Source organism: Streptomyces sp. MNU76, assembly GCF_020982545.1.
GTDB lineage: Bacteria > Actinomycetota > Actinomycetes > Streptomycetales > Streptomycetaceae > Streptomyces.
The window spans coordinates 298,673-324,819 of record NZ_JAJKLK010000006.1 but is presented as its reverse complement, the minus strand read 5'-3'; the positions used below and the strand labels follow the sequence as shown (position 1 = coordinate 324,819).

The following is a 26,147-nucleotide window of genomic DNA, read 5'->3' as shown; positions in this document are numbered from 1 at the left end:
CGGGTCCGCCGGCCCCACCGGGCGGTGGTGCCGAGAACCCGACGAGGTGTCGCACCCCTCGGTTGTGCACGCGCCGGCTCAGCCCTGCGGCTCGCTGATGTTGACCATCCACGGGACGCCGAAGCGGTCCGTACACATGCCGAAGACATCGCCCCACATCTGCTTGTCGAGCGGGACCGAGACGGAACCGCCCTCGGACAGCTTCCCCCAGTAACCGCGCAGCTCGGTGTCGTCGTCTCCGCTGAGGCTGACGGAGAAGCCGCCGACGGGGTGGTACTCCATGCCGGGCGGGGTGTCGGCGCCCATGAGGGTGATGCCGTTCGGCGCCTCCAGCATGCCGTGCATGATCTTGTCCGACTCGGGGGCGCCCGGCTGACCGAAGTTGCCGAAGGTGTGCAGCGTCAGCTCGCCGCCGAAGACCTCCTTGTAGAACTCCATCGCCTGCCGGGCGTCGCCGTCGAAACTGAGGTAGGGATTGAGCCGCGAGACCATGAGAACCTCCCTGAAGCGGACAAAAGGGCATACGGTCGGTTGTCCGGAGACTAGCTCCCGGCACAGACAACGGCATGCCGGGAGCGGTCGCGAAGGAGCCTCGGGTGTGGTCGGCCAGAGCCCCGAAAGGCAGCCCCGCCAAGGTGGCCGAGCATGCGAAGGTGGCCGGGCTCAGGGCGCGGGAGGCGAACCGGCGCAAGGACTGGTGCGAAAGGACTGGTGCGAGAAGACCAGCACCATGCTCGCCCGCTCCTACGGCCTCATCCGGTTCGAGAAGCGCGCGTCGGCCTTCTTCGCCGTCCACAGCCTGTGGACACCGGACACCGGACGCCGGACGCCGGACACCGGACACCGGACGCCGGACGCCGGACGCCGCCGCACCCGCCCCCATCTCCACCTCCACCCCCACCTCCTCTAACCCAGGTACGACGCGGACCTCGGTCTCCAGCCGGACTCCGGGCGGGTGGTCTCCGCTCTAGCCTGGGGGCGCCATGATGCGGACAGAGGACGACCGGCTGTTACCGGTCCTGCTGATCGTCGCCCAGGCCGTGGTGTGGCCCGGGGCGGCACTGGTGCGCGGGACCGTCCCGGAGGGGCCGGCCCTGCTGGTGGCCGCCCTGGTCGCCGGAGTCGGGACGGCCGCGCTGGCGCTGCGCCGCAGCCGCCCCGTGGTCGCGCTCGTCGTGGTCGCCGCCGCGTGCGCGCTGGGCGCCGGGCCGCTGCCCGTCGGAGCGACGGCCCTGCTCGGCACGGCGGGCGTCGCGCTGGCCCTGTACACCGTGGCGACCGAACGCGACACCTTCACCGCCGTGTTGTGCGTGATGGCGCTCGCCGCCTGGCAGGGCCTGATGCAGATCAGCCTGCGCGGCCTCGGCGACCCCTCGGGCCTCGACCTCGTCCTCACCGCTCTCCTCCACGCCACCGCCTGCGGCGCCGGTCTCCTCGTACGGCGGGCCCGGCGCGCACGGTGGGCGGCCGAGCAGCGGCTGCAGCGGGCCGAGTCGGAGCGGCATCGGCTGCCGGCGGTCGAACGGCGGCGTATGGAGCGGGAGTTGCATGATGTCAGCGCCCACCAACTGACGGCCGTCGTCGTCACGGCGGGCGCCGCGCTCGGACTGCGCGACCAGCGGCCCGAACTGGCCGGAGAGGCACTGGAGTTCGCGGTCGAGACCGGTCGCGAGGTCACCCGGGCGCTCGGCGCGGTACGGGCACCGGCGCCTTCCCGGGAGGACCAGCCCTCGCCGGAGGAGCGGCTGTCGGACCTGGTCGCCGGGTTCCGCCGCCTCGACCAGCGGATCGACTGCGAGCTCGACCCGCTGCCGGACGGGGCCGTCGCGGACGCGGCGTACGGCATCGTGCGCGAGGGCCTGACCAACGTGGCCCGGCACGCGCCGGGCGCGCACACGCGGGTGCGGGTGCGGTACGGCGAGACCCGCACGGACGTCGTGGTCACGAGTGCGGCGCCGCTCGCCGGGACGACGGCGCAGGCGGGGGTCTCGGGGCGGGCGGGGTCAGGGTTCCTGCGGTCACGGGCGCGGGAGGCCGGCGGCACGCTGACCAGCGGGCCCACGGGGAGGGCGGTTGGGAGATACGGGCGGCGCTGCCCGGCCGGACGGCCGCGCCGGTGGCGGCGCTCCCGCGCAGCTACCGGGTGGCACAGCTGGTGGCCGCCGCCGGCCTCGTCCTGCAACCGCTGCTCCCGGCGCTGGTCATCCGCCCGGACACCGCGACGGCCACCCAACAGGCCTCCGCCGGCACCCTCTTCGCCCTGCTCGCCGCGGCCCAGGCCCTCACCCTGCTCTGGCTCCCCGCGCGCCCCGAACCGCCCTCACCACGCTCCTCGCCCCCCCTCCTCTGGCCCCTGGCCATGACCGCGACCCACTACACCGGCCCACCCCTCCTCCCTCCGGCCCTGAGCCTCCTCACCACATGCGCGGCCATCACCCTCCAAACGGCACGCGGCATCGCGAACGCGCCCGGGACGACCACGGATGCGACGGACGGGGCGTGGGAGCCAACGACAGCAACGGCGCCGTCCCAGCCGAGCAAGGCGGGCGACATGGGCCACGGCCCCGCGGACGCGCCGCGCGGGCCCGTGGACTCGACCGGCCCGGTCTCGGTCTCGGCCTCCGCCTCCGCCTCCGCCGAAGGTCGCGCGGACGAGGCGGGGCCGTGTTCCGCCCGCCCCCACCGCACCCTCCCCTCCCACATCGCCCCGCCCCTCGCGTTCCCCTCGCCGCCGTTCTCGTGCACAGCCTCGCCGCCGTCGGCGCCCTGGTCGGGCAGGGGAACGGGGGTTTCGGGTGGGGGTCGGGGTGTGCGGTGGCGTGGTGGTCGTGGTGGGGGTGCCGGGCGGGTGGTGCGCGGGCGGCGGGTCAGGGGACCGCGGCGCGCGGGACGAGCGGGTCGCCCTGTGGACCGAGGAGGCCGTGCGGGACGCCTGGGCCGAGCGGCGGCGGATCGCGGCGGGGCTGGAGACGACCGTGCTGTCCCGGACCGCCGACATGGTCGAGGAGGCCGAGGCGGGCCGCCTCGACGCGGTCGCCGACCGCGCCCGCGAGGCCCTCGCCGCGATGCGCGCCCTGCTCGACACCGTCCGCGACGGCGAACGCGACGCGGGCCCCGGCCGCAGTCCGCAACCCACCCTCCAGGCCCTCGACCTGCTCGCCCACCAGTCCCGGGCCACCGGCCGCGACGTGCGGATACGTCTGACCGACCGGGTGCCCGAACGCCTCCCCACCGCCGTCGATCTGGCCGCCTACCACGCCGCCGAGACGATCCTCGCGGCCGGCGGCGACCAGCCGACGATGCTCGAATTCGACGCGCACGACGGTACGTTGACGCTCACCGCCACCGGCGTGCCGCACGCCGCTCGCACCGCCGTACGGGAGCGGCTGACGGCCCGCGTCGCGCCGCTCGGCGGCACCCTGACCATCGGCGGCCCGGACACGGTCCACCTCCGGCTGCCGCTCGCCGCGGCACCGGTTCCGCAGCAGGGCGACGCGACAGAGGACGAAGAGGGAAGTGACGGATGAGCCTCAGGGTGCTGGTCGTCGACGACCAGGGCATCGTACGGGCGGGGTTCGCCGCCGTGATCGATGCGGAGGAGGACATGACGGTCGTCGGTGAGGCCGCCGACGGCGCCGAAGCGGTGCGGCTCACCGAGGAGTTGGCACCGGACGTCGTCGTCATGGACGTACGGATGCCCCAACTGGACGGCATCGCCGCGACCCGCATCATCACCGGCCGGGACAACGCGCCCCGCGTCCTCGTCCTGACCACCTTCGACCTCGACGCGTACGTCTTCGACGCCCTGCGCGCCGGCGCCTCCGGCTTCCTCCTCAAGGACGTGCACGCCGCCGAACTGCTGGCCGGCATCCGCGTGGTGGCCGCCGGTGAGAGCGTGCTCGCCCCCTCCGCGACCCGCCGCCTCATCGGCCACTACGCCTCCGGTACGACCCCGGGTACGGCGGACGGCGGCGGCCTGCGCGCCCTCGACGCGCTGACCGGCAGCCAGCGCACCGTTCTCTCCCTGGTCGCCACCGGACTCACCAACGCGGAGATCGCCGAGGAGCTCGGCATCACCGTCGGCACCGTGAAGTCCCACGTCAACGCGCTGCTCCGCAAGCTCGGTCTGCGCGACCGCGTCCAGGCCACGATCCTCGCCTACGACCTGGGCCTGGCCCGCCCGAACCCCCCGGATACCCACCTCTGAGCCCGTGTGGGCGGTGGCGATGAGCTCCGACGACGGCTCGGGCGGGTCCATGGCGATGGGGGTCGTCGGCGTGGTGCTGGGCGGCCTGGCCGATGCGGCCGTCATCGTCCGGTGCGGCCGCGCCTTGCGCAGGGGCACCCCGTCCGGACCCGTTGCCCTGAGTCACGGAAGGGCGCCCCGCGCCGCGCAGCCCGGCGGCCGGTGTCAGCCCCGAAGGCGTGCCGGTGTGTCAGCCGCACAGAGCGGCGGCCGGTGTCAGAGGCCGAACTCCTGCGGGGACAGGCCGAGGGTGGCGCACGCCTCGCGCAGGACCTGCTCCTCGGTCTGCGCGATGTACCCGTCCGCGCCCGCCACCACGAAGCCGGTCTGGACGACCGCCCGTGCCTCGGTCGGCTTCTTCGCGGCCTTGGCGATCTCCGTGAGGGCCTCGGCCTTGCCCTGCTGGAAATTGCGGGAGAGCTGGTCGACGTGCCGGTTGAAGCGCTGCCGCAGCTGGTCGGCGGGGAAGTTCTGCAGGACGTCGTTGTTGAGGATCAGCGACTCCACGTGCTGCCGCTCGGCCGGGTCCACGTTCCCGTCGGCGGCGGCGACCAGTGCGCACATCGCCATGCTGGCGTCCCGGTAGGCACCGCTCTTCAGCTCCGTCTTCAGGGAGGTGAGCTGGGACTTGAGCGCGCTCACCAGCTGGGCCTTGGAGCCGCCCGAGGATCGCCCGGACCCAGAGGACCTGCCGGCTCCCATGGAACCCAGCGGTCCCGCCCCCGGCTGCCCGTGTCCGTGTCCGCTGCCGCCCCGCGCGCCCTGCGCCTGCTGCTGCAGACCCTTGGCCTGGTCCTTGATCCGATCCCACATCGCCATGCGTGCCACCTCGGCTTCAGCCCGTGTCGTGCCGGTCGTTCCGGTCGTCCGCGTGCGTTCCGCACGTCTCCCTGTGAACGCCCGCCACCCCCGTAGGAGTTCCTCGGCGTGGTACCGGCAGGCTCAGCGGCCGTTGCCCTTCGCAGGGGCGCGCCGGCGTCCCTGGGCGGACGGGCGGCTGCGACGGCCGCGTGACGCCGAGGAGGGCGGGCGGCCGGCTGCTGGGTGACCGGCGGGGCGAGGACGACCGGGACGCCGGAGGGGGCCTGCGCGCCGGTGATGCGGTTCAGCTCGGCACCGCCGGGGCGGACCCGCGTGGTCGTCGGGGTGATGCCGGCGACCGCCATCAGCCGGGTCACGTCACGGCGCTGGTGCGGCAGGACGAGCGTGACGACCGTGCCGGACTCGCCCGCGCGGGCCGTACGGCCGCCCCGGTGCAGGTAGTCCTTGTGGTCGCCCGGCGGGTCGACGTTGACGACGAGGTCGAGGTCGTCGACGTGGATGCCGCGCGCCGCGACGTTCGTGGCGACCAGGGCGGTGACGTCCCCGTCCTTGAACTGGCTCAGGGCCCGGTTGCGCTGCGACTGCGACTTGCCGCCGTGCAGGGCGGCGGCCCGTACGCCCACCGCCAGCAGCTTCTTCACCAGCCGGTCCGTCGCGTGCTTGCTGTCCAGGAACATGATCACGCGCCCGTCGCGGGCGGCGATCTCGGTCGTGGTGGCGTGCTTGTCGTCGTCCTCGATGTGCAGCACGTGGTGGTCCATCGTCGTGACGGCGCCCGCGGACGGGTCGACGGAGTGGACGACGGGGTCGTGCAGGTAGTCGCGGACCAGCCGGTCGACGTTGCGGTCGAGGGTGGCGGAGAACAGCAGCCGCTGGCCGTCGGGGCGCACCTGGTCGAGTAGCGCGGTGACCTGCGGCATGAAGCCCATGTCGGCCATCTGGTCGGCCTCGTCGAGGACGCTGATGGCGACCTGGTCGAGCCGGCAGTCGCCGCGGTCTATGAGGTCCTTGAGCCGGCCGGGGGTCGCCACGACCACCTCGGCGCCGCCGCGCAGCACGCTCGCCTGCCGTCCGAGGGACATGCCGCCGACCACGGTGGCGAGCCGCAGCCGCAGCGCGCGGGCGTAGGGGGTGAGTGCGTCGGTGACCTGCTGGGCCAGTTCGCGGGTGGGGACGAGGACGAGGGCCAGCGGCTGCCGGGGCTCGGCGCGCTGTCCGGCCGTACGGGCCAGCAGGGCGAGACCGAAGGCGAGCGTCTTGCCGGAGCCGGTGCGTCCACGGCCGAGGACGTCACGTCCGGCCAGGGAGTTCGGTAGCGTCGCGGCCTGGATGGGGAACGGCTCGGTCACCCCTTCGGTCCGCAGCGTCTCCAGCACCTGTGCGGGCAGCTCCAGTTCGGCGAACGTCTCGACGGCCGGCAGTGCGGGCGTGATGGTGACCGGCAGGGCGAACTCGCCACCGGTGGGGGCCGCCACGGTCCGCCCGCCGCCCCGGCGACCACGGCCGGCCTTGGCCGCACCGCCGCGGGCCGAGCCGTTCTTGACGGCGCCGCCCTTGCCCTGGGCGCCCCTGGCGGTGTCCGCGCGGCCGCCGGTGTTCTTGGCGGTCCTGGCGGCGCCCCCGCGACCCGCGGTGCTCTTGGAGGTGTCGCCACGGCCGGCGGTGTTCTTCGCGGCGTCGCCGCGGCCCGGTGCGGTGCCGCCCGTCGCCGATCCGGCTCCGGCCGTACGGGAAGGAGCCCCTTGGTCACCCGTCGCCGCGCCGCGTGAGCGTGCGCGGTCGCCCCGGGCCGTGCCGGTGCGGGCGGAGCCCTCCGTACGGGACCGGGAGGAGCTGCTGCTGTTCGTACGAGCCGTGCGGTTCATGGGGACCTTCCTCGATGCGGCGGCGCCTGTCGCACACGAGCCGGGGCCCGCGCCTTTCGGGCGCGGACCCCGGCTCATGCGTTACGCGTCAGCGTCAGGCGGGAACGATGTTCTCGGCCTGGGGGCCCTTCTGGCCCTGCGTGACGTCGAAAGTCACCTTCTGGCCTTCCTGAAGCTCACGGAAGCCGGAGGTGGCGATGTTCGAGTAGTGGGCGAAGACGTCGGGGCCGCCACCCTCCTGCTCGATGAAGCCGAAGCCCTTTTCCGAGTTGAACCACTTCACGGTGCCGGATGCCATGCTGAAACTCCCTTGATGCAGTGCCCGGAGCCCACACTGTGCGGACCCGGTGTCGCAGCAACGGTTCGACCCGACGGGAAGTTGAGAAAGTCCCGGAAAGCCCCGGAAACAACAAAGAGTGCTCGTCGACGGAAGGTCGAAGAGCACTCAGAAGCCTCTGGTAACCAAAACTGCCACTTCAGGTCAAGGTAGCACAGGCGAGGGGTGCCCGCAGGGTGACACGGCACACTCCTGCGGACACCGCTGGGTGAGAAGCCGGGATCGGGAAGGGATCAGCCCTGCGTCGGGGGAGCCGGGGGCTGGGCCGGCGGGAACGGTGGGGCCGGCTGAGCGGCGGCCTGCGCACCGGGTGCACCGGGGGTATCGGGCGCACCGGGCGCACCGGGGGCGCCCGGAACACCGCCGGGCGCGGCCTGCCAGAGCTGCGGCGGCTGCGGCGGCTGCGACGGCTGCGCGGGTCCGGGGAAGGCGGTGGCGGGGCGTCGGGTGCCGAGGACGGTGGTCACGGTCGCGCCGAGGGCCAGCAGGCAGGCGACGATCAGCAGAGCGAAGCCCAGGCCGAAACTGGTCGTCCGGCCCTCCGTGTCCCACTGGGTGTCGTCGAGCGCCTCCGTCAGCACCGACAGGGTCGTGCCGAGGAGCAGCACGGCGCTCCCGACGCCGAGCGCGGGGCCCACCGGAAGCCGGCGGGCGCGGCCGGTGAGGAGCAGCAGGGCGGTGGCGATGGCGAGGAGACCGACGACGAGCAGCATGACGCCGGCGAACCGGGTGACCGACTGCGTCGGCTCCCCGGTCGCTCCGTTGGTGTAGGACCACGCCGTCGCGATGGTCGTGAAGGACGGCTCCTCCGACGCGTCGTCGAGGTACTGGACCGACTTGGTCAGCGTGGCGAACGAGGCGCCGACGGCGAACAGGGCTGCGGGTATCAGCAGCCCGCCGGACACTCGGTCGGCGGTCGCCGCCGGGTCTCCCGGCGGGGAGGCGGGTCTGCCGTAGCCGGCGGGCGGCGTGGTCGCGTACGGAGAGGGGGCCCCTTGCTGCGGGGGCGGGGCCCAGCCGGGCGCGGAAGCCATCGGCTGGGGCTGAGGTACGGGCTGACCCGTGTACGGGCCGGGCTGTGTCGGTTCCGTCATCTTCCGATGATAGGGAGGGAAGATCGCGCACATAAGGTGAAGTTCCCATCGGAATAGGCGAGTTGGTACTACACTCCTCGCCCTCGTCTGCCGGTCGGAATATCGGATCGGCATACGTCCATCTCGAATCATCACTGTGCGACCAAAATTCGTTACTCTCCGGCCATGGCTCTCCTCGGTCGCCGGCGCGGCACGACCAGACTCGCCCCCGAACTCGACGACGCGGATCTCGGGAAGGTGCGCAAACGTCTTGTGGAGAGGGGGAGTTCGGGCGGTCGCAGTCTCGCGGTGGCCATGGTCGAGCAGCTGCTGCGCGACAGCGGGCGTGACTGGGACCGCAGGGCCCACCGGCTGAGCGTCCTCGCGGAGTCGACCTCCCCCGCCCTCCAGCGTTCCTGGGCGGAGGAGCAGGGACAGGACCCGGACGCGCAGCTGCTGTTCGCGTGGGGTGTCCTGCTGCGGGCGCGGTACGAGGAGCAGCCGGTGCCGGGGGAGACCCGGGAGGCGCTCGACGCCTGTGAGCACGCCGCCGCACTGCGGCCGGAGGATCCCACGCCGTGGGTGGTGCGGCTCGGTCTGCTGCGGCTGTGGCGCCGGCCGAGCCAGGAGGTCTTTCCGCTCTGGGACGAGATCGTCCGGCGTGACCCGTGGCACCGCGAGGCGCACTTCCAGATGCTCGGCTATCTCTCGCCGTGGGAGTGCGGCTCGCACGCGCAGACCGTCGACTTCCTGGACCGGGTGCGCGCGGGGGCGGCGCCCACGGCACCGACGGCGGGGCTGGAGATCGCCGCGCTCATCGACCTCTACCAGGGCACGCTGGACCAGGGCGGTGTGGAGGCGCTCACCGCGGTCCACCTGTGGAGCCGGCCGAACGCGGTGGCGGCGCTGGACCGGGCGACGGCGGACTGGCCGCGTGCCGGGTATCTGACCCATGCGGCGGCCGTCGCCGACCTCAACCTGCTGGCGTACGCGTTGGTGCAGGCGAAGCGGGTCGGGGAGGCGGGGGAGGTGTTCCGGGCGATCGGAGGGCTGGTCACGGCGTATCCGTGGGCGCTGGAGAGTGGGGAGCCGCTGGAGACGTTCGGTGCGTGGCAGCGGCGCGCGGTGGGGTGACCGGGCGCGCGGTGTGGTGACCGGGCGCGCATCGAGGTGGGGGTGTGGGTTCGTCGGCGACCGCAGGTCCGGTGGGGCTTCTCGCGCAGTTCCCCGCGCCCCTGAAGACCAGGCCCTGCGGGCCTGGAAGACCACGGCCCTGCGGGCCGGAAGGTCGTGGTCCTGCGGGGCTGAAAGCGGTGGGCTGCGGGGCTGAGAAGCAGGGGGCGCAGCCCCTGCTTCTCAGGGGCGCGGGGAACTGCGCGAGAAGCCCCACCGGGCCCGCACCCGACCACGCACCCCTCTCGCCCCTCACCCGCACCCCGTCGGCCCTACCTCCGGCTCGGTGGGTGCGAAAGCATCGGCATGGCCATCCCCGCCAGCAGCGCCCCCGGTACCGCCAACGCCAGCCACACCGCCGTCGTCGTGTCGCCGCCGATGAGTGTGGTGAAGTTGGCGATGATCAGCCAGATCGCCCCGGCGATGCCGCCCGCGCCCAGCGCGGGGGCGATCAGCGTGTTCCACCGTCGCGTGTCGCCGGACCGCTCGTTGCGGAAGTACACGATGACCGACACCGAGGTCAGCAGGTACAGCAGCATGATCGCCAGGACGGCGAGACCGCTCAGCCAGGAGAAGAGCGTGAGCACGGGGTCCTTCCCGGCCAGCGCGAAGGGGAACACCAGCAGCGCGGCGACCCCGGTCTGCACGACACCCGCGAGCCACGGCGACTGGCGGCCGTTGAGCGAACTCAGCGAGCGCGGCAGCAGCCCCTCCCGGCCCAGCGAGAACAGGTAGCGGTTGGCGGAGTTGTGGAACGCCAGGATGCTGGCGAAGAGCGAGGTGGCCAGCAGCATCGGCAGGGCGTCGCCCGCCCACGCGCCGAGTTCGGCGGAGACGGGCGCGGCGACGAAACCGGCCCCGTCCCCGGCCTCCAGCGCCTTGCCCGCGGCGGCCGCGCTGGAGGAGGGGCCGTGCGCGGAGATCAGCATCCAGGACGTGAAGGCGAAGAACGCGGTGACGAGGACGACCGCCAGATAGGTGGCCCGGGGGACGGTGCGGTGCGGCTCGCGCGCCTCCTCGCCGTAGATCGCGGTCGCCTCGAAGCCGAACATCGACGCCACGGCGAACATCAGCGCCACCCCGGGCGCGCCGTCGAGCGCCGCCGACAGGGAGAAGGAGGAGCCGGGGGCCAGCCCTTCGGGGCCGCCGCCCTTGAGGAGCGTCACCACGGCGAAGACCAGCAGCAGGCTGATCTCGGCGAGCACGAACACGGCGAGCACCTTGGCGCCCACGTCGACACCGGTCGCGCCGAGCACCTGCACGATCACCATCGTGCCGAGCGCGAACAGCCACCAGGGGATGTCCGTGTCCAGGTACTGCAGCGCCAGTCCGTTCATCACGGCGCCGAACAGCCCGTACACCGCCGCCTGGATGGCGTGGTAGGCGAGGAGCGCCACTCCCGCGCTGCCCGCCGCCGCCGTACCGCCGAGGCCCTTGCCGACGTACGAGTAGAAGGCGCCCGCGTCGACGACATGGCGGCCCATCGCGACGTAGCCGACGGAGAAGAGCAGGACCACGACGCCGGCCACCAGGTACATCGCGGGGACGCCCGGGCCGTTGCCGATGGCTGTCGCCACCGGGGCCGCTCCGGCGACACCGGTCAGTGGTGCCTGTGCGGAGAGGACGAAGAAGAGGATGCCCAGGACGCCGAGCGCGTTCTGTTTGAGGGAGCCGGTGGCGTAGCCGTCGCCGGCCGCGTGCCGCGTCCTGGACGCACTTGTAGACATGCTTCACCTGTCGGGCGGAGAGAGGAGTTTAGTTTCGGCTCAAACGAGCTGCCCCATGTTTGCCCCAACCCGTCCGGCTGGCAAGGGAGTGACACGTGTAGGGCCACAGATTGTTCGGGTACTTACGACGTTCCGTGTGCGTCCGGCGCCCGGACGCGGCCAGGGTCGCGCCGTCGGCCGTACCGCTCGGCAGGGTGGTGGCGTCGGCCGCCACGGTCGCCCCGGCCCCCCTCCGGGACTCCGGTCTCTCGGCCCGTGAGACGGACGTGGTCCGGCTCGTCGCCACCGGCCGCACCAACGCCGAGATCGCCGCCGAGCTGTCCATCTCGGTCGGCACGGTGAAGACCCGCCTCGGCAACATCCAGACCGGACTCCCGGCCCGCAACCGCGTCGAGATCGCGGCCTGGGCGTCGTGGAGGAGTGAGGGTTCCGCCGGGGAGGGGAGGACTCCGGCGGGGGCGGAGCCTGATACCGGGTGGACGCGCCGCCGCTGACCGCCCGCAGTGGAGCTGAGGTCCACCCGGCGGGCCGGGAATAGTGTGAAAAGGATGTAGAGGGACATATCGAAGATAGAGGTGCGGCCTAGGTGGGATGTGGCCTCGCCTGGACCGGAGCCCGGTGAGAGCGAGGTGAGCGGACATGGAGCGGCGTGTCGTCGGCGCACCGGGTGCGGGCTCCGGCCCGGACCCCGCCGGTGAGGCATTGACCGCGCGGGCCACCGTCGACGAACAGGGCACCGTCACCGGCTGGAGCGCCGGCGCCGAACGCCTCCTCGGGTACGCCCCGACGCAGATCCTGGGCCTGCCGGCGACCTCCCTGCTCGCCGAGCAGCCCCCGGCGGACGCACTCCCGGCCTTCTCCGACCTGCCGCGCTGGCACGGCACCCTCGTCCTCAGGCACCGCGACGGGCGCCGGCTGGAGGTCAGGGTGCTGGCGCACCACCGCACGTCCTACGGCGGGGTCCGCGACTGGTTCCTGGTCTCCGCCCTGACGGGGACGCTGCCGCGCTCCGGCGACGACGCGCTCGCGCTGCACGGCTTCCTCGACTCCCCGTCCTGCGCGACCTCGGTGCACGACACGGACCTGCGGTACCGCGCGGCGAACCAGGGCTCGGGCCGGGCGCTGGGCCTGAGCGACGACGACCTGCGCGGGCTGCGCATCTCGGAGGCCGTGGACGATCCCGCCGTGGGGGAGCTGGAGCGGGTGATGCGGCAGGTCCTGGAGACCGGCGAACCGCGATACCTGGAGAACCACACGCGGGCCCCCGGGGAGACCCGCGAGCACGCCTGGTCGGTGGACGTCTACCGGCTCCACGGCGAGGACGGCCGCGTCCTCGGCGTGGCCACCACCGGGCACGACGTGACCGAGCAGTACTGGGCCCGCAAACGCCTGCAACTGATCGCCGAGGCGGGCCGCCGCATCGGCAGCACCCTCGACGTGACGCGGACGGCGCAGGAACTGGCGGACATCGCCGTGCCGGACCTCGCCGACTTCATCAGCGTCGACCTGCTGGCCTCCCTCGACGAGGGCTTCTCCCCCGTCCTCGGCGCGGCGGAGGAGTACGGCCGGGTCCCGCGGCTGCCCGCGGCGGGCCACGCCCTCGCCCTGCGGCGGATCGCCCACCGGTCCGTCAACCAGGGGACGCCCGAGGCGGTCCTCGCGCCCGGCGAGGTCGACGAGTACCCGGACGGCTCGCCGCCGGTGCGCAGCCTGCGGTCGGGGCGTGCCCTGCTGTTCCAGGTGACCGAGCCCGCGATCGCCGACTGGGTGGCCGAGGACCCGCTGCGGACCGCCCGCATCCGCGACTACGGGTTCCACTCGGCGATGACCGTGCCGCTCACCGCGCGCGGCACCACCCTGGGTGTCGCCGTCTTCATCCGCCACCGGCACCCCGACCCCTTCGAACAGGACGACCTCGTCCTCGCCGAGGAGCTGGCGGCCCGCGCGGCGGTCAGCATCGACAACGCCCTGCGCTACACGCGCGAACGCGGCACCGCCGTCACCCTCCAGCGCAGCCTGCTGCCGCAGAGCCTGCCCGAGCAGGCCGGGGTGGAGGTGGCCTCCCGCTACCTCCCGGCCGGCGCCCGCGCCGGGGTGGGCGGCGACTGGTTCGACGTCATCCCGCTCTCCGGGGCCAGGGTGGCGCTGGTCGTCGGCGACGTCGTCGGCCACGGCATCCACGCCTCGGCGACCATGGGCCGGCTGCGTACCGCCGTCCGTACCCTCGCCGACATCGACCTGCCCCCCGACGAACTCCTCACCCACCTCGACGACCTGGTGGCCCGGCTGGCCACCGAGGCGGAGGCCGCGGAACGGCCCGGGGACGGGCGAGCGCGGCCGGGGCCGGATCACCGGGGGCGCCGCGGCGGACGTGACGACCGGGGTCGTCGGCGCGACCTGCCTGTACGGCGTGTACGACCCCGTGTCACGGCGGTGCACGCTCGCGCGGGCCGGGCATCCGCCGCCGGTCGTGGTGGGGCCGGACGGCACCGCCGCCCTGCTGGACCTCCCGGCGGGGCCCCCGCTGGGCCTGGGCGGTCTGCCCTTCGAGTCGCTGGACACCGAACTGCCCGAGGGCAGCCTGCTCGCCCTCTACACCGACGGCCTGCTCGGGTCCCGCGACGCCGACGGTGAGGGTTCCCGCACCGACATCGACGACGGCATCACCCGTCTGTGCCAGGCCCTCGACACCCCCACCGCCGATTCCCTGGACGCGCTGTGCGACCGGGTCCTGGGCTCCGTACTGCCGGAGCGGCCCACCGACGACGTGGCCCTGCTCCTCGTGCGCCCCCGCGCCCTCGACCCCGGCCGGATCGCCACCTGGGACGTGGCCGCCGACCCCTCGGCCGTCGCCGAGGCCCGCAAGAACGCGCTCGGCCGACTGGACGCCTGGGGCCTGAACGACGCGGCCTTCGTCACCGAGCTGGTCGTCAGCGAGCTGGTCACCAACGCCATCCGGCACGCCGAGCCGCCCGTCCGGCTGCGGCTCATCCACGACGAGAGCCTCATCTGCGAGGTCTCGGACGGCAGCAGCACGGCACCGCACATGCGCCGCGCCCGCAGCTTCGACGAGGGCGGCCGGGGCCTGCTCCTGGTCGCCCAGCTCACCCAGCGCTGGGGCACCCGCCCCACCCCGACGGGCAAGACGATCTGGACGGAACAGGCCCTCGGATGACGTGCGCGGCCGCCTACCGCCTGCCCTGCTTGGGGCCGACGAGGGTGTCCGCGGCGTGCCGAGGGCCGGGCCCGGACGAGAACTGACCGACGAGTTCACGGAAACAGACCAGCGCGGTGATGGGCGGAATTCCGACGATCACCATGGCCAGCAGGGAACTCGTCGACTGGCCGATGCACAACGCGACCGCCGTGCCGGAGGCGAGCAGCATCACCGCCCAGGAACGCCGGGCGGTGCGCTGTTGTACGGACGCCCGGAGAATCGACAGACCCGCCAGCAGCCACGGCCCGTACACGGTCAGCGGCCACCAGCGCGCGAGATGCTCCGACACCACCAGCAGCGCGATGTCGCGCAGCTGAATGTATGAATAGGAGACGGACCAAAAAAGCATGGTCAGTGCGCACACGGCGATAGTCGTAATTAAGAACGCGACGGGGACGATCCGGGGGTTCCTGGCGAAGAAGTGGGCCCCCGGGCGGGGCCGTCGCCGACTGACCGGGCGTCGTGGCAGGTCACGGACGGCCGACAGTGTCGGCTCGGGAGTCAGGCCGTGCGTCGCGTACGCCATCTGGATCAGCTCGGCGTCCGGGTCCCATACGTCCGAAGCGGCACGCGGGCCCGGGAGCCAGATGGGCTGGGTGTCGATCTGCTGAACCCCGTCAGGGTTGTGATCCACCGAATCATAATCGGTTCTCATTTTGAATCCTGCTCCATGAGGGATCCGTTTTTCCGACCGGCACGAGGAACGCCGAGCGTGATTTTGGGCATTCGGGAGAATAGCGATCGGCGCCGATTTCCGCGAGGGGCGAACTACGGTGAATGGCTGTTGAAACAGTGAAGTACCGGCTGCATCCGAACGAGTGAACTCGCGCAATGTTGTACGGGGCAGAGGCATGTGCCCACGGCTCGGACGGTGACGCTTGCCGCCGCGCTGCTGGTGGCGTCCGTGCTGGCCCCGATCGTGACGGCACCCGCGACCGCCGTGCACGCGGCGGCCGCCCGGTACGACAAAGGCCGATACGACAAGGGCCGGTACGACAAGAACGACTGTCCGCGCGGCGGTCTCGGCCCCGCACTGACCGCCCGTCTGGACCAAGCCGTCGAGGGTGTCCGCCGCGAGGTCGGCATCCCCGGGGTCACCGTCGGCCTGTGGATGCCGGGCCGGGGCTGCTACGTCCGGTCGACCGGGGTCGCCGACACCGTCACCCGCCGGCCGATGAGCCCCGACCTGTTCCTGCGGATCGGCAGCGAGACCAAGACCTTCACGGCCACCGCACTGCTCCGGCTCGTCGACGACCACCGGGTGCGCCTGGACGACCCGGTCTCCCGCTACGTCCGGGGCGTCCCGAACGGCCGCCGGATCACCCTGCGCCACCTCGCGCAGATGCGCAGCGGCCTCTTCCCGTACAGCGCCGACCCGGGCTTCGCGCACACCCTGCTGAGCGACCCGAGCCGCTCGTTCACGCCCCGGGAGCTGCTCGCGTACGCCTTCCGGAATCCGAACACCTTCGCGCCGGGTGAACGGTTCCAGTACTCCAACACCAACTTCGTCCTGCTCGGCCTGGTGGTGGAGAAGGTCACCGGCAAGCGCTTCGCCGACTACCTGCGCCGGCACGTGATCGGCCCGGCCGGGCTGCGCCGCACGCTGTTCGCCGAGGGTCCCGGGTTCCCCGAGCCGCACGCGCGCGGCTACACGAACCAGACGCTCAGCGGTGCGATCGAGGACGCCACGGACTGGAACCCCAGCTGGGCCTGGGCGGCCGGCGCGATGATCTCGCAGCTGCGCGATCTGCGCCGCTGGGCCGAGGTCGTCGCCACCGGGACCCTGCTCAGCCCGCGGACCCAGGCCGAACGGCTCCGGATGCTGCCGACCGGCTTCCCCGGCACCGACTACGGCCTCGGCATCTTCGAGAGCGGCGGCTGGATCGGGCACAACGGCTCCATCCCGGGCTACCAGAGCGTCACCGTGCACCTGCCGGAACGCAGGGCCACCCTGGTGCTGCTGCTCAACACCGACGTGACGTACCAGGGCCAGGAGCCGTCCTCGCTGGTCGCCCGAGCGATCACGGAGCTCGTCACCCCGGACAACGTCTACGACCGCCCGGCACCCCCACGCTGAACGATTTGCCGTGAATGCGCATGTATGAGCCGTGCCCGGTCGGTTACCCGCACGGGCATGATGCGAACGCTGAATTGGCACAGAGGGCAGGGACGGCACGGCGGGCACCCGGGCTACGGCGGCCACGCCGACCAGGTCGGGCGCGAGGACCAGGTCGGGCGCGACGACCGGTTCGAGCGCGACGAGGAGACCGGGCGCGACACGGATGCCCGGTACGACACGCAGGCCCGGCGCGGCCAGGAGGACGAGGCCGCGCGGGCGCCGGCGGCCGGGCCGGACGAGGAGGTGGAGCGGCGGGCGCCGGACAGCCCCGGTGAGCTGCCCAAACGCTCGTGGTGGGCGGTGCTGAAGGGCACCCTGAAGGAGTTCAAGAGGGACGAGCTGATCGACCGGGCGGCGGCGCTGACCTACTACGGGATCCTCGCCCTGTTCCCGGCGCTGCTGGCGCTCGTCTCCCTGCTGGGGATCGTCGGGCGCTCGGCGACGCAGCAGGTGCTGGACAACATCCAGCAGCTCGCCCCCGGTGCCGCGCGGGACGTCCTCACCAACGCCGTCCGGCAGATGCAGGGCAACGCCGGACTGGGCTCGATCATGGCGATCGTGGGCCTGGCGCTCGCGGTGTGGTCGGCCTCCGGCTATGTCGCGGCGTTCATCAGGAGCGCGAACGCGGTGTACGACGTCCCCGAGGGCCGTCCGGTGTGGAAGGTGCTGCCGGTCCGGGTCGGGGTCACGGTGGCGCTGATGGTGATGGCCGTGATCAGCGCCCTGATCGTGGTGTTCACCGGCGCCCTCGCCAAGGAGGTGGGCACCACCCTCGGGGTCGGTGACACGGCGCTGACCGTGTGGTCGATCGCGAAGTGGCCGGTGCTGGTCCTGCTGGTCACGATCATGATCGCGGTCCTGTACTGGGCCGCCCCGAACGCGAAGGTCCGCGGCTTCAAGTGGATCACCCCGGGCAGCCTGCTCGCCCTGCTGATCTGGATGGTGGCCTCGGCCGGATTCGCGTTCTACGTGGCCAACTTCGGCTCGTACAACCGGACCTACGGCGCGATCGCCGGTGTGATCATCTTCCTGGTGTGGCTGTGGATCACCAACCTGGCGATCCTCCTCGGCCTGGAGTTCGACGCCGAACTGGCGCGTCAGCGGGCCCTGGCGGGCGGCCATCCGCCCCACGAGGAGCCGTACGTCGAACCGCGCGACACCCGCGCCTGGGACGAGGAGGACCGACGGCGCATGGGCGCCGACGGCCGCTGACCCGTGGCGCGGTGACACGCCGTCGGATGGACCATCGGGCCGGTTTGCGCGGCCCATGGTCATATGTTGCGGAATATGAAGAAATGGCATATTGGCTATCTGGCGTGCGTCGCGGCGGTCATCGGGGTGGGGCTCGGGGCCGCCCCGCAGGCCGTCGCCCACCACCCGACCCACGTGGTCTTCCCGGGGGAGTCCATCCAGCAGGCGGTGGACGCCGCGGCGCCCGGGGACACGGTCCTCGTGGCCTCCGGCACCTATCGCGAGAGCGTCCGGATCGGCACCCACGGCATCACCCTGCGCGGCATGGGCCCCCGCACCGTCGTCGAACCGGCCGTGACGAAGGCCGCCGACGCGTGCGGTGACGCGGGCAACGGCATCTGTGTGATGGGGACGAAGGACCACAAGGTCCAGGACGTCACCGTCGCCAACCTCACCGTGACCGGCTTCACCGGCTCCGGGGTGTTCGCGCAGGACACCGACCGGCTGACCGTGCGGCACGTCACCGCCGTGAAGAACGGCGTGTGGGGCATCGCCCAGGAGCGCTCGGTGCGCGGCGTGTTCCGCAAGAACACCGCCCGGGACAACGGCGACGCCGGACTGTTCCTCGCGAACACCGTCAAGGCCGAGCAGGGCGCCACCGACAGCGGCGGCACCGTCGTCGCCCACAACCGCCTGGAGGGCAACCGGATCGGCCTCACCGTCCGGCGCCTGCGCAACCTCACCGTCGCGGACAACCACCTCACCGGCAACTGCGCGGGCGTCTTCGTCGTCGGCGACGAGAACATGCCGAGGGCCGGCGCCCTGACCGTGCGCGACAACCTCGTCGACCGCAACAACAAGTCCTGCCCGAAGACCGCGCGACTGGACGCCCTCCAGGGCACCGGCATCGTGCTGACCGGCGCCGAGGAAACCCTGGTGACACGGAACCGGATCACCGGGAACGCCGGCGCCTCCCCGCTGTCCGGCGGCATCGTCGTCTGGAAGAGCTTCGTGGGCACCACCAGCGAGCGGAACCGGATCACCGGGAACGTCCTGGAGAACAACTCCCCGGCGGACATCGTCAACACCGACACCGCCGGCAAGGGCAACACCTTCTCGGGCAACACCTGCGGGGCGTCCAGGCCCGCGGGACTGTGCTGACCGGCCGAGGCCGTCCATGAACGCGAAGAAGGAGGCTGTCGCATGACGACCGCTCAGACCAGACCGGCGGGGGAGCCCTCACCCACCGCCCGCACCGCACGGACCCAGGCCGCCCACACCTCCGCCCAGGGAGCCCCGGCCGCCCCGCCGCCACCCATGCGGTTCAGGGAACTCGTCTTCGGCGCGGCGGTCGCCGCCTCCCTGCGCGCCGCCGCCCGGCTCGGCGTCGCCGACGCCCTCGGCGACACCCCGCTGCCGGTGGAGGACCTCGCGGCGGCGGTGAAGGCCGAACCGAAGCCGCTGCGACGGCTGTTGCGGGCCCTGTCCTGCCACGGCGTCTTCACCGAACGGCCGGACGGGACGTTCGCGCACACCGACATGTCCCGGCTGCTGCGCGAGGACGACCCGCACAGCCTGCGCGCCATCGCCCTGTGGTGCACCGAACCGTGGACCTGGGACGCCTGGCCGAAGCTCGACGAGGCCGTGCGCACCGGCCACAACGTCGTCGAGGACCTGTACGGCAAGGAGTTCTTCGTCTACCTCAACGAGGACGCCCCTCAGTCGGCCGACGTCTTCAACCGGGCCATGACGACGTCCAGCGTCCAGTCCGCGCGGGATGTGGCCGAGTTCCTCGACCTGTCGGGGAGTTCGTCGGTCGCCGACATCGGCGGCGGGCAGGGCCATGTGGTCGCCAGCCTGCTGGAGAAGCACCCCGACCTGCACGGCACCCTGCTCGACCTGCCGCGCGTGGTGGAGAACGCCGACCCCCGGCTGCGCCCGGGCGGCGCGCTCGCGGACCGCACCCGCGTCGTCCCCGGCGACTGCCGCGAGGCCGTCCCGGTCCGGGCCGACGTGTACGTCATCAAGAACATCCTGGAGTGGGACGACGACAGCACCGCCCGGCTGCTGCGCAACGTCATCGGGGCGGGCGGCCCCGGCACCCGGGTCGTCGTCATCGAGAACCTCGTCGACGACTCGCCGTCGATGCGGTTCAGCACCGCCATGGACCTGCTGCTGCTCCTCAACGTCGGCGGGGCCAAGCACACCACCGGCAGCATGACCTCCCGGCTGACGGCCGCGGGGCTGGTCATCGACGACGTACGGCCGGTCAACGCCTATCTGCACGCGTTCGACTGTCACGTGCCCGGCTGACCCGCCGGCCTGTCCGCCTGTCGTTCTGTCGGTGCGGTCAGGAGGGGTTGTCCCGGTCCCACCGGTAGAAGCAGTTCGCCATCGCGTCCTTCGGCGAACGCCAGGTCGCCGGGTCGTACGCGGAGACATACGCCGACAGCCGTTCGCTGATGGCCCGGAACTCGGGGTGTCCGGCCATCTTCATGATGACGGGCGTGGGGTCCCGCTCGGCCTCGACGAGGTGCATGTACACGTCGTCGAACTGGAAGAGGCTGCGCCGGGAGACCCCGATGAGGTGCGGCAGCTCCCCCCGGTCGGACTCCTCGAAGATCTTGGCGATGTCCGGCGCGGCGCCCGGGGCCATCCGGGCGACGATCAGGGACTGGTGCATGGGGTGTTCTCCGTCCGGCTCGGTCGGTCGGCGCTCGAAGGCTCGGCGCTCAGTCGGTCAGGCCCGGCGCGGCGCCCTGTTCGGCGGCGGCCTTCTCGATGCGGTCCCGGATCAGGGCCATCTGGACCTTGGAGTTCCGGTTGATGTTGTCGGTCATCCAGTCGTCGTCGACCGGCGCGTCCGGCTTCATGGAGAAGTCCTGCGTCCACATCATGCGGGTGCCGCCGGGGACCTTCTCGTACTCCCAGAGGATGTTCATGTAGGCGAAGGGCCCCGTCTCGACGCGGCGGGCCTCCACGCTGAGCGTCTCGCGGTCCGCCTCCCGTTCCGAGACCCAGCTCCACACCTTGCCGTTCTCGTCGGGGTGCATGGTCAGCCGGAACGTCACCCGGTCGCCCTCCTGGGAGAGGATCTCGGCGCTGGCGTACTCGCTGAACAGGCGGGGCCAGTTCGCGACGTCGTTGGTCATGTCCCAGACCAGGTCGACGGGTGCGGCGATGGTGATCTCGTTCTGCGTGTGTCCGGCCATCTCAGGCTCCCGCCATCAGCGCGCTGTTGACCTGGTCGAGGAACTGCTTGGGGCTCTTGCACTTCTCCGCGTCCGGCGGCATCGGCGTGCCGTACCGGTTCTCCAGCTCGCCGACGATGCCGAGCAGGCCGAGCGAGTCGATGCCGAGGGTGTCGAAGCCGGACTCGTGGTGCTGCCGTAGCTCCTCCGGGGTGACGGTGACCCCGGCGGCCTTCCTCATCAGCTCGGACAGTTCTTCCACGGTGATGCGGTCACTCATGCGGTTCTCCTTGGTGCAGAGGGGTGGTGCGGAGGTGGTGCGTCGGGGAGGGGTGGTCAGTGGTCAGGAGGTGTCGCCGGGGCCGAGTCGCAGCACCAGCGCCGAGTTCGACCCCATGAGTCCCCGGGTGAGGACCAGCGCCGTGCGCGGCTCGGCGGCACGGGCGCGGGAGGTGACGAGGTCGAGGTCGTGGCAGACGTCGAAGACGTTGGGGGTGGGCGGGATGACGCCGTGCTCCATCGCGAGCACCGCCGCCGCCACGTCCAGGACGGCCGCCGCGCAGTTGCCCCGGCCCACGGCGGTCTTCGGCGCCGTGACCGGGACCCGGGTGCCGTGCGGGCCGAGGGCGTCCGTGATCGCCAGGGCCTCGGCCCGGTCCGCCTCGGGGGTGCCGAGGGCGTCGGCGAAGACCACGTCGATCTCCTCGGGGGCGCAGCCGGCCTCCGCCAGGGCGCCCCGGATCGCCTCGGCGAGCCCCGCCCGGGACTCCGCCCAGCGGGAGGCACCGGTGAACGTGGCCGCGTGGCCCGCGAGGTGGGCCCGTACCGGCGCGCCGCGTTCCAGGGCGGTGTCCTCGGCTTCCACGACGAGCATCGCGCCGCCCTCGGCGGGCACGAAGCCGCAGGCCGCCGCCGTGAAAGGACGGTAGGCGCGGTCCGGGTCGGCCACCGTGCTCAGCTCCGGGTAGCCGAGCTGGCAGACCATCGAGTAGGGGGCGAGCGGCGCCTCGGTCGCGCCGGTCACCATCACGTCGGTGCCGCGCCGCACCGCCCGCGCCGCGTGCGCCACGGCGTCGAGACCGCCGGCCTCGTCGGAGGCGATCACCCCGCAGGGGCCTTTGAAGCCCCGGCGGATGGAGATCTGACCGGTGCTCGCGGCGTAGAACCAGGCGATGGACTGGTACGGGCCGACGAACCGGCTGCCCTTGGACCACAGCTGCTGCAGCTCCCGCTGCCCGAACTCGCCGCCGCCGGACCCGGCCGCCGTGACCACGCCCACCGAGAACGGGGCCGCGTCGGTCGCGGGCCGGTCCAGGCGGGCGTCGTCGAGCGCCTGGTCGGCGGCGGCCATCGCGAAGTGCGTGAACCGGTCGGTCTGGACGAGGTAGCGCTCCTCGACCGCCGACGGCGGATCGAAGTTCCGGACCTCGCCCGCGACCTTCAGCGGCAGGTGCTCGCAGCCCTCGCGGGTGACCCGGTCCAGGACGCTGATGCCCTCCCGGGTCGACTTCCAGAACGTCTCGGTGCTCGTTCCGTTGGGCGCGACCACGCCGATTCCGGTGACGGCCGCGCGCCGAGGACGCCGCTTGCTCATGTCTTCTCCCTCGGCAGACTCATGACCACCGCGGACTGGAAGCCGCCGAACCCGCTGCCCACGGAGAGCACGTTGGTCAGCTTCCGTTCGCGGGCGACGCGCGGGACGTAGTCCAGGTCGCACTCGGGGTCCGGGGTCTCGTAGTTCGCGGTGGGCGGGACGACCTGGTGGGCCAGGGCCAGCGCGCAGGCGACGACCTCGATGGCGCCGATCGCGCCGAGCGAGTGGCCCACCATGGACTTGATGGAGCTCATGGGCGTGTCGTAGGCGTGCGCGCCGAGCGTGCGTTTGACGGCCGCCGTCTCGTGCCGGTCGTTCTGCTTGGTGCCCGAGCCGTGCGCGTTGACGTAGTCGACGGCCGTACGGTCCAGGCGGGCGTGGTCGAGGGCGTCCTCGATGGCCCGCGCCATCTCCAGGCCCTCCGTGGTCAGACCGGTCATGTGGTAGGCGTTGCCGAAGGTGGCGTAGCCCCCGATCTCGCAGTACACGTGCGCGCCCCGGGCCCGGGCGTGTTCCAGCTCCTCCAGGACGAGGACGGCTCCCCCCTCGCCCATGACGAACCCGTTGCGGTCGGCGTCGAAGGGGCGGGAGGCGTGGGCCGGGTCGTCGTTGTTGGGGGAGGTGGCCTTGATCGCGTCGAAGCAGGCCATGGTGATCGGGGAGATCGGCGAGTCCGACGCCCCGGCTATGCAGATGTCGGCCCGGCCCTCCTCGATGGTGTGGAAGGCGTACCCGACGGCGTCGAGGCCCGAGGTGCAGCCGGTGGAGACCGTCTGCACCGGTCCGCGCGCCTCGAAGCGTTCCGCGACCGTGGAGGCGAGGGTGCTGGGCGCGAACGCCCGGTGCAGATGCGGACCGGCCTCCCGGTGGTCCACGTCCCAGCGCCGGCCGCTGTGGCTGACCAGCACGTAGTCGTGCTCCAGCCGGGTGGTGCCGCCGACGGCGGTGCCCAGGGACACCCCGACCCGCCAGGGGTTCTCCGCGGCGAGGTCGAGGCCGGAGTCCGCGATCGCCTCCTCGCCGGCGACCAGGGCGAACTGGATGTACCGGTCGCAGCGGGCGATCAGGTCCGCGTCCAGTCCGTGGGCCGCCGGGTCGAAGTCGCACTCGGCGGCGATCCGTGAACGCAGCCCGGACGGGTCGAAGAAGGTGATGCCGCGCGTCGCCGTACGGCCGCCCGCCAGGAGGTCCCAGAACGCCGGGACGCCGATGCCGCCGGGGGCGACGATGCCTATGCCGGTGACCGCCACGCGCCTGGTCATGAGCGGACCTGGGCGTTCTCGGCCGGCCGTGCGGCGTGCGCCGCCTCCACCGGGATCGGTACGCCGTTCGCGTCCTCGGTGTCGACGTGGCCGAGCGGCGGGCTCGGGGCCAGCGGGCCGAGGTGGAAGACCATACGGGCCTCCACGTTGCCGACGTTGCGGAAGCGGTGCCGCATGTGGGCGGGGATCAGCAGCCCCTGCTCGGGCCGGAGTTCATGGGCCTCGCCGTCGAGGTCCACCTCCAGCTGCCCGCAGATGACGTAGATGAACTCCTCGGAGTACGGGTGGTAGTGCTCGGCGATGCGGTCGCCGGGCGCCACGATGGCCACGCCCATGAAACCGCTGGTGGAGCCGACGGTGCTGGGGGTCAGCATGGCGCGCAGATCGCCGCCGCGCCGGGTGTTGGGCTCGACCTCGCTGACATCCACGACTCTGGGATGGCGATTGATCACGACGTTCCTCCGAACATGAGCTGCATCGGACTGGTGAGGGGTGGTCAGGCGTCGGGCGCCCGGCGGTCGGTGACGAGGTCCATGCGGGCGACCGTGAGCAGCCGGGCGGGGGCGTCGTCCCGCGGCGAGCCGTCCATGCCGAGGGCCTCACCGTCGAGGAGCGCCGTCAGCTCGGCCGCGCGGGCCCGGTCGGTGAGCCCGAGCACGGGGCCCGGGTCGGCGTCGAGGCCGCCGCGCACGTCGACCAGCCGCACCACGATGTCGTCGCGCTGGAAGATCGTGCTGCGCAGCACCGGGCCCTGCGGGTCGTCCGCCGCCGCCTCGTCCTGCCGGGCGAGCAGCTCGGCCAGCCGCAGCCCCTGGCCCTCGCGGGCCGGGTAGTACAGGGCGTGCCGTACGGCGTCCGGGCTCTCCTGGCCGGCCGTCACATGGTGGACGGCGGGCAGCGCCGCGCGGGTGAAGAAGACCCGGGCCGAGTCGGGGTCGTCCAGGTCCCGGTCCTGCTCCAGATAGGGGTTGATGGCCTCCTCGACGGCCCGTACCTCGGGCTGCCGGGCGACGTGCCGCAGCGCGGCCAGCAGGTCGCCCCGTACCTCGACGGCCCGGACCACCCGGTTGCCGTGCATGAACAGGGAGGTACGGCACAGCCGGGTGGTGTCGTCGACCCTCGGCTCCGGCGCGGCGTAGTCGGCGAGGATCTTGGCGACCTTCTCCTCGCTGCCGGGCTTGACCGTGAAGGTGAGCGCGTGCCGGATCAGGCCGTCGCCGATCCGGGGCGAGGTCTGGAGCCTGCGCTCGCCGGCCTCGGCCGCCACGGCCGGGCCGCCGGTCTCGCGGACGATGTGGAAGCGCAGCGAACGGGTGTCGCGGACACAGTCGTGCAGCGGCCGCACCATCTGCACGTGTTCCTCGCTGTTCACCCAGGTGAGGAAGGGCGGGGCGCTCTCCCACTCGCTGGTGATCAGCCACTGGGAGGGGTTCTCGATGGACTGGCACAGCTGGTCGCTGACGTGCCCGGGGACGGACGCGACCTGGTTGCACAGCTGCTCGTACGCCTCCAGGAACTGCTGCTGGGCGCCGTCGTAGACGTCCACGAGGAGGACGACACGGAGCCGGGAGCCGTCGAAGACGGACTGGGAGACACGCTGCGACACCTGTCGCCGCAGTGACTCGGAAACACGTTCGGACGTGGTGGTCATCCTGCGCACATCTCCTCGGTGGGGGGCAGACAAGGACGGACGTCGCCCGGATCGGCGTGACGTCGGCGTGCCTCGATCCTGAGCCCGGCCCACGAGGCGCGCGACTCGTATGCACTGCGCGGGTGACGGGGCGCCGGGTGGGTGACGGGCGCCGCGTGGGGACCGGGGGGACGGTGACCGGCCGGGCCGTCGTGCGGCGCGGCCGGTCACGCGGCTATCGGGCCCGGCACGGTCAGGCCCCGCTTGCGGCGGTTGCGGCGGTCTTCTTGCGGCGCGCCGCGTACAGCCCCGTCCCGGCGACGGCCAGGACGGCCAGCCCGCCCGCGGTCACGGCCGGCGCGGCGAGGCCGCCGCCGCCGGTGTGCACGCCGCCGCTGGGCTTCTCGTGCTTGCCGCCCCAGGACTCCTCGTCCTGCTTGCCGCTCCAGGAGCCGTTCTCCTGCTTGGCACCGGCGGCGCCGTCCTCCTGCTTGCCGCTCCAGGAGCCGCCGTCCTGCTTCTCGCTGGAGGACCCGCCGTCCTGCTTTCCGCTGTAGGAGGAGTCCGCCTCGTCCCAGCCCCCGGACGCGTACGCGACGGGCGCGCCGAGCGCGAGGAGGGCCGAGGCCGCCGCGGTGGCCATGAGCATGCGTACAGAGCGCATCTGACGATCCTTCCGCCGACGGGGCGGGCAGCCGAC

25 protein-coding genes and 2 pseudogenes are annotated in these 26,147 nt (G+C 72.6%); 12 read left to right on the top strand and 15 right to left on the bottom strand.

All coding sequences use genetic code 11. From position 1 onward, the window contains the following. Positions 1–78: 78 nt before the first annotated feature. On the bottom strand, positions 79–492 hold the full coding sequence (locus E4N62_RS16715; RefSeq protein WP_230215311.1) for a VOC family protein: 414 nt from the start codon (positions 490–492) through the stop codon (positions 79–81). 205 nt (positions 493–697) lie between these two features. Between E4N62_RS16715 and E4N62_RS16710 the strand changes: the two genes are divergently transcribed. From E4N62_RS16710 to E4N62_RS16695, 4 genes are all read left to right on the top strand, one after another. Beyond that, entirely contained in the window at positions 698–910 is a 213-nt protein-coding gene (locus E4N62_RS16710) for a hypothetical protein (RefSeq protein ID WP_230215310.1), read from the top strand. A gap of 73 nt (positions 911–983) precedes the next feature. Then, positions 984–2,363: a sensor histidine kinase gene (locus tag E4N62_RS16705; RefSeq protein WP_230215309.1), complete on the top strand. Its 1,380-nt coding sequence runs from the start codon at positions 984–986 to the stop codon at positions 2,361–2,363. 456 nt (positions 2,364–2,819) lie between these two features. Next, on the top strand, positions 2,820–3,527 hold the full coding sequence (locus tag E4N62_RS16700) for a hypothetical protein (protein ID WP_230215307.1): 708 nt from the start codon (positions 2,820–2,822) through the stop codon (positions 3,525–3,527). Continuing rightward, the gene (locus E4N62_RS16695) at positions 3,524–4,207 is read left to right on the top strand and encodes a response regulator transcription factor (RefSeq protein WP_230215305.1); all 684 of its coding nucleotides are present in this window, start codon (positions 3,524–3,526) and stop codon (positions 4,205–4,207) included. Before E4N62_RS16700 ends, E4N62_RS16695 begins: the two co-directional genes overlap by 4 nt. A gap of 255 nt (positions 4,208–4,462) precedes the next feature. Here the strand turns inward: E4N62_RS16695 and E4N62_RS16690 are convergent, their stop codons facing one another. From E4N62_RS16690 to E4N62_RS16675, 4 genes and pseudogenes are all read right to left on the bottom strand, one after another. Next, on the bottom strand, positions 4,463–5,065 hold the full coding sequence (locus E4N62_RS16690) for a tellurite resistance TerB family protein (RefSeq protein ID WP_184906030.1): 603 nt from the start codon (positions 5,063–5,065) through the stop codon (positions 4,463–4,465). A gap of 123 nt (positions 5,066–5,188) precedes the next feature. Continuing rightward, positions 5,189–6,933, bottom strand: a pseudogene (locus E4N62_RS16685) (DEAD/DEAH box helicase). Positions 6,934–7,027: 94 nt separating this feature from the next. Beyond that, a complete protein-coding gene (locus E4N62_RS16680) occupies positions 7,028–7,231 on the bottom strand; it encodes a cold-shock protein (protein WP_005483357.1) in 204 nt (67 codons plus the stop codon). Positions 7,232–7,503: 272 nt separating this feature from the next. Then, positions 7,504–8,364 (bottom strand): hypothetical protein, encoded by an 861-nt coding sequence (locus E4N62_RS16675; protein ID WP_230215299.1) that lies wholly within the window; start codon positions 8,362–8,364, stop codon positions 7,504–7,506. A 165-nt stretch (positions 8,365–8,529) separates the two neighbouring features. On the opposite strand from E4N62_RS16675, the gene E4N62_RS16670 reads away from it, so the two are divergent. Continuing rightward, positions 8,530–9,477: a hypothetical protein gene (locus tag E4N62_RS16670; protein ID WP_230215297.1), complete on the top strand. Its 948-nt coding sequence runs from the start codon at positions 8,530–8,532 to the stop codon at positions 9,475–9,477. Positions 9,478–9,788: 311 nt separating this feature from the next. Here E4N62_RS16670 and E4N62_RS16665 read toward each other — a convergent pair whose 3' ends face one another. Continuing rightward, positions 9,789–11,243 (bottom strand): APC family permease, encoded by a 1,455-nt coding sequence (locus tag E4N62_RS16665; protein WP_230215295.1) that lies wholly within the window; start codon positions 11,241–11,243, stop codon positions 9,789–9,791. A gap of 134 nt (positions 11,244–11,377) precedes the next feature. On the opposite strand from E4N62_RS16665, the gene E4N62_RS16660 reads away from it, so the two are divergent. From E4N62_RS16660 to E4N62_RS49400, 3 genes and pseudogenes are all read left to right on the top strand, one after another. Further along, the gene (locus E4N62_RS16660; RefSeq protein ID WP_374117000.1) at positions 11,378–11,737 is read left to right on the top strand and encodes a response regulator transcription factor; all 360 of its coding nucleotides are present in this window, start codon (positions 11,378–11,380) and stop codon (positions 11,735–11,737) included. Positions 11,738–11,882: 145 nt separating this feature from the next. After that, a pseudogene (locus E4N62_RS49405) lies at positions 11,883–13,478 on the top strand (PAS domain-containing protein); the annotation flags it as partial. A 136-nt stretch (positions 13,479–13,614) separates the two neighbouring features. Further along, positions 13,615–14,418, top strand: a complete 804-nt coding sequence (locus tag E4N62_RS49400) for a SpoIIE family protein phosphatase (RefSeq protein WP_374116999.1) — start codon at positions 13,615–13,617, stop codon at positions 14,416–14,418. Between the two features lie 13 nt (positions 14,419–14,431). On the opposite strand, the gene E4N62_RS16650 is transcribed toward E4N62_RS49400, so the two are convergent. Next, on the bottom strand, positions 14,432–15,094 hold the full coding sequence (locus tag E4N62_RS16650; RefSeq protein WP_230215293.1) for a DUF2637 domain-containing protein: 663 nt from the start codon (positions 15,092–15,094) through the stop codon (positions 14,432–14,434). Between the two features lie 237 nt (positions 15,095–15,331). On the opposite strand from E4N62_RS16650, the gene E4N62_RS16645 reads away from it, so the two are divergent. The 4 genes from E4N62_RS16645 to E4N62_RS16630 all read left to right on the top strand — a co-directional run bounded on the left by E4N62_RS16645 (position 15,332) and on the right by E4N62_RS16630 (position 20,083). Further along, on the top strand, positions 15,332–16,537 hold the full coding sequence (locus E4N62_RS16645) for a serine hydrolase (protein ID WP_230215291.1): 1,206 nt from the start codon (positions 15,332–15,334) through the stop codon (positions 16,535–16,537). A gap of 57 nt (positions 16,538–16,594) precedes the next feature. Then, entirely contained in the window at positions 16,595–17,791 is a 1,197-nt protein-coding gene (locus E4N62_RS16640; protein WP_230215289.1) for a YihY/virulence factor BrkB family protein, read from the top strand. Between the two features lie 75 nt (positions 17,792–17,866). Beyond that, positions 17,867–18,931, top strand: a complete 1,065-nt coding sequence (locus E4N62_RS16635) for a nitrous oxide reductase family maturation protein NosD (protein WP_230215287.1) — start codon at positions 17,867–17,869, stop codon at positions 18,929–18,931. A gap of 42 nt (positions 18,932–18,973) precedes the next feature. Next, positions 18,974–20,083: a methyltransferase gene (locus E4N62_RS16630; protein ID WP_374116998.1), complete on the top strand. Its 1,110-nt coding sequence runs from the start codon at positions 18,974–18,976 to the stop codon at positions 20,081–20,083. Positions 20,084–20,120: 37 nt separating this feature from the next. Here the strand turns inward: E4N62_RS16630 and E4N62_RS16625 are convergent, their stop codons facing one another. From E4N62_RS16625 to E4N62_RS16590, 8 genes are all read right to left on the bottom strand, one after another. Beyond that, entirely contained in the window at positions 20,121–20,453 is a 333-nt protein-coding gene (locus tag E4N62_RS16625; protein ID WP_230215285.1) for a TcmI family type II polyketide cyclase, read from the bottom strand. 49 nt (positions 20,454–20,502) lie between these two features. Beyond that, the gene (locus E4N62_RS16620) at positions 20,503–20,982 is read right to left on the bottom strand and encodes an SRPBCC family protein (protein WP_152170389.1); all 480 of its coding nucleotides are present in this window, start codon (positions 20,980–20,982) and stop codon (positions 20,503–20,505) included. 1 nt (position 20,983) lies between these two features. Next, entirely contained in the window at positions 20,984–21,241 is a 258-nt protein-coding gene (locus tag E4N62_RS16615) for an acyl carrier protein (protein WP_230215282.1), read from the bottom strand. Positions 21,242–21,304: 63 nt separating this feature from the next. Next, a complete protein-coding gene (locus E4N62_RS16610; RefSeq protein ID WP_230215280.1) occupies positions 21,305–22,555 on the bottom strand; it encodes a beta-ketoacyl synthase N-terminal-like domain-containing protein in 1,251 nt (416 codons plus the stop codon). Further along, on the bottom strand, positions 22,552–23,817 hold the full coding sequence (locus tag E4N62_RS16605) for a beta-ketoacyl synthase (protein ID WP_230215279.1): 1,266 nt from the start codon (positions 23,815–23,817) through the stop codon (positions 22,552–22,554). Before E4N62_RS16605 ends, E4N62_RS16610 begins: the two co-directional genes overlap by 4 nt. Beyond that, the gene (locus E4N62_RS16600) at positions 23,814–24,269 is read right to left on the bottom strand and encodes a cupin domain-containing protein (RefSeq protein WP_230215278.1); all 456 of its coding nucleotides are present in this window, start codon (positions 24,267–24,269) and stop codon (positions 23,814–23,816) included. The genes E4N62_RS16605 and E4N62_RS16600 overlap by 4 nt, the downstream gene beginning before the upstream one ends. Before the next feature lie 44 nt (positions 24,270–24,313). Continuing rightward, entirely contained in the window at positions 24,314–25,468 is a 1,155-nt protein-coding gene (locus E4N62_RS16595; RefSeq protein ID WP_184906007.1) for a SchA/CurD-like domain-containing protein, read from the bottom strand. 232 nt (positions 25,469–25,700) lie between these two features. Then, positions 25,701–26,111 (bottom strand): hypothetical protein, encoded by a 411-nt coding sequence (locus tag E4N62_RS16590; RefSeq protein ID WP_230215277.1) that lies wholly within the window; start codon positions 26,109–26,111, stop codon positions 25,701–25,703. Positions 26,112–26,147: the final 36 nt, after the last annotated feature.

Coding starts and splice junctions, on each gene's coding strand:
- E4N62_RS16715 (WP_230215311.1), bottom strand. CDS start 492: ATGGTCTCGCGGCTCAATCCCTACCTCAGTTTCGACGGCGACGCCCGG.
- E4N62_RS16705 (WP_230215309.1), top strand. CDS start 984: ATGATGCGGACAGAGGACGACCGGCTGTTACCGGTCCTGCTGATCGTC.
- E4N62_RS16695 (WP_230215305.1), top strand. CDS start 3,524: ATGAGCCTCAGGGTGCTGGTCGTCGACGACCAGGGCATCGTACGGGCG.
- E4N62_RS16690 (WP_184906030.1), bottom strand. CDS start 5,065: ATGGCGATGTGGGATCGGATCAAGGACCAGGCCAAGGGTCTGCAGCAG.
- E4N62_RS16680 (WP_005483357.1), bottom strand. CDS start 7,231: ATGGCATCCGGCACCGTGAAGTGGTTCAACTCGGAAAAGGGCTTCGGC.
- E4N62_RS16675 (WP_230215299.1), bottom strand. CDS start 8,364: ATGACGGAACCGACACAGCCCGGCCCGTACACGGGTCAGCCCGTACCT.
- E4N62_RS16670 (WP_230215297.1), top strand. CDS start 8,530: ATGGCTCTCCTCGGTCGCCGGCGCGGCACGACCAGACTCGCCCCCGAA.
- E4N62_RS16665 (WP_230215295.1), bottom strand. CDS start 11,243: ATGTCTACAAGTGCGTCCAGGACGCGGCACGCGGCCGGCGACGGCTAC.
- E4N62_RS16640 (WP_230215289.1), top strand. CDS start 16,595: ATGATGCGAACGCTGAATTGGCACAGAGGGCAGGGACGGCACGGCGGG.
- E4N62_RS16635 (WP_230215287.1), top strand. CDS start 17,867: ATGAAGAAATGGCATATTGGCTATCTGGCGTGCGTCGCGGCGGTCATC.
- E4N62_RS16630 (WP_374116998.1), top strand. CDS start 18,974: ATGACGACCGCTCAGACCAGACCGGCGGGGGAGCCCTCACCCACCGCC.
- E4N62_RS16625 (WP_230215285.1), bottom strand. CDS start 20,453: ATGCACCAGTCCCTGATCGTCGCCCGGATGGCCCCGGGCGCCGCGCCG.
- E4N62_RS16620 (WP_152170389.1), bottom strand. CDS start 20,982: ATGGCCGGACACACGCAGAACGAGATCACCATCGCCGCACCCGTCGAC.
- E4N62_RS16615 (WP_230215282.1), bottom strand. CDS start 21,241: ATGAGTGACCGCATCACCGTGGAAGAACTGTCCGAGCTGATGAGGAAG.
- E4N62_RS16610 (WP_230215280.1), bottom strand. CDS start 22,555: ATGAGCAAGCGGCGTCCTCGGCGCGCGGCCGTCACCGGAATCGGCGTG.
- E4N62_RS16605 (WP_230215279.1), bottom strand. CDS start 23,817: ATGACCAGGCGCGTGGCGGTCACCGGCATAGGCATCGTCGCCCCCGGC.
- E4N62_RS16595 (WP_184906007.1), bottom strand. CDS start 25,468: ATGACCACCACGTCCGAACGTGTTTCCGAGTCACTGCGGCGACAGGTG.
- E4N62_RS16590 (WP_230215277.1), bottom strand. CDS start 26,111: ATGCGCTCTGTACGCATGCTCATGGCCACCGCGGCGGCCTCGGCCCTC.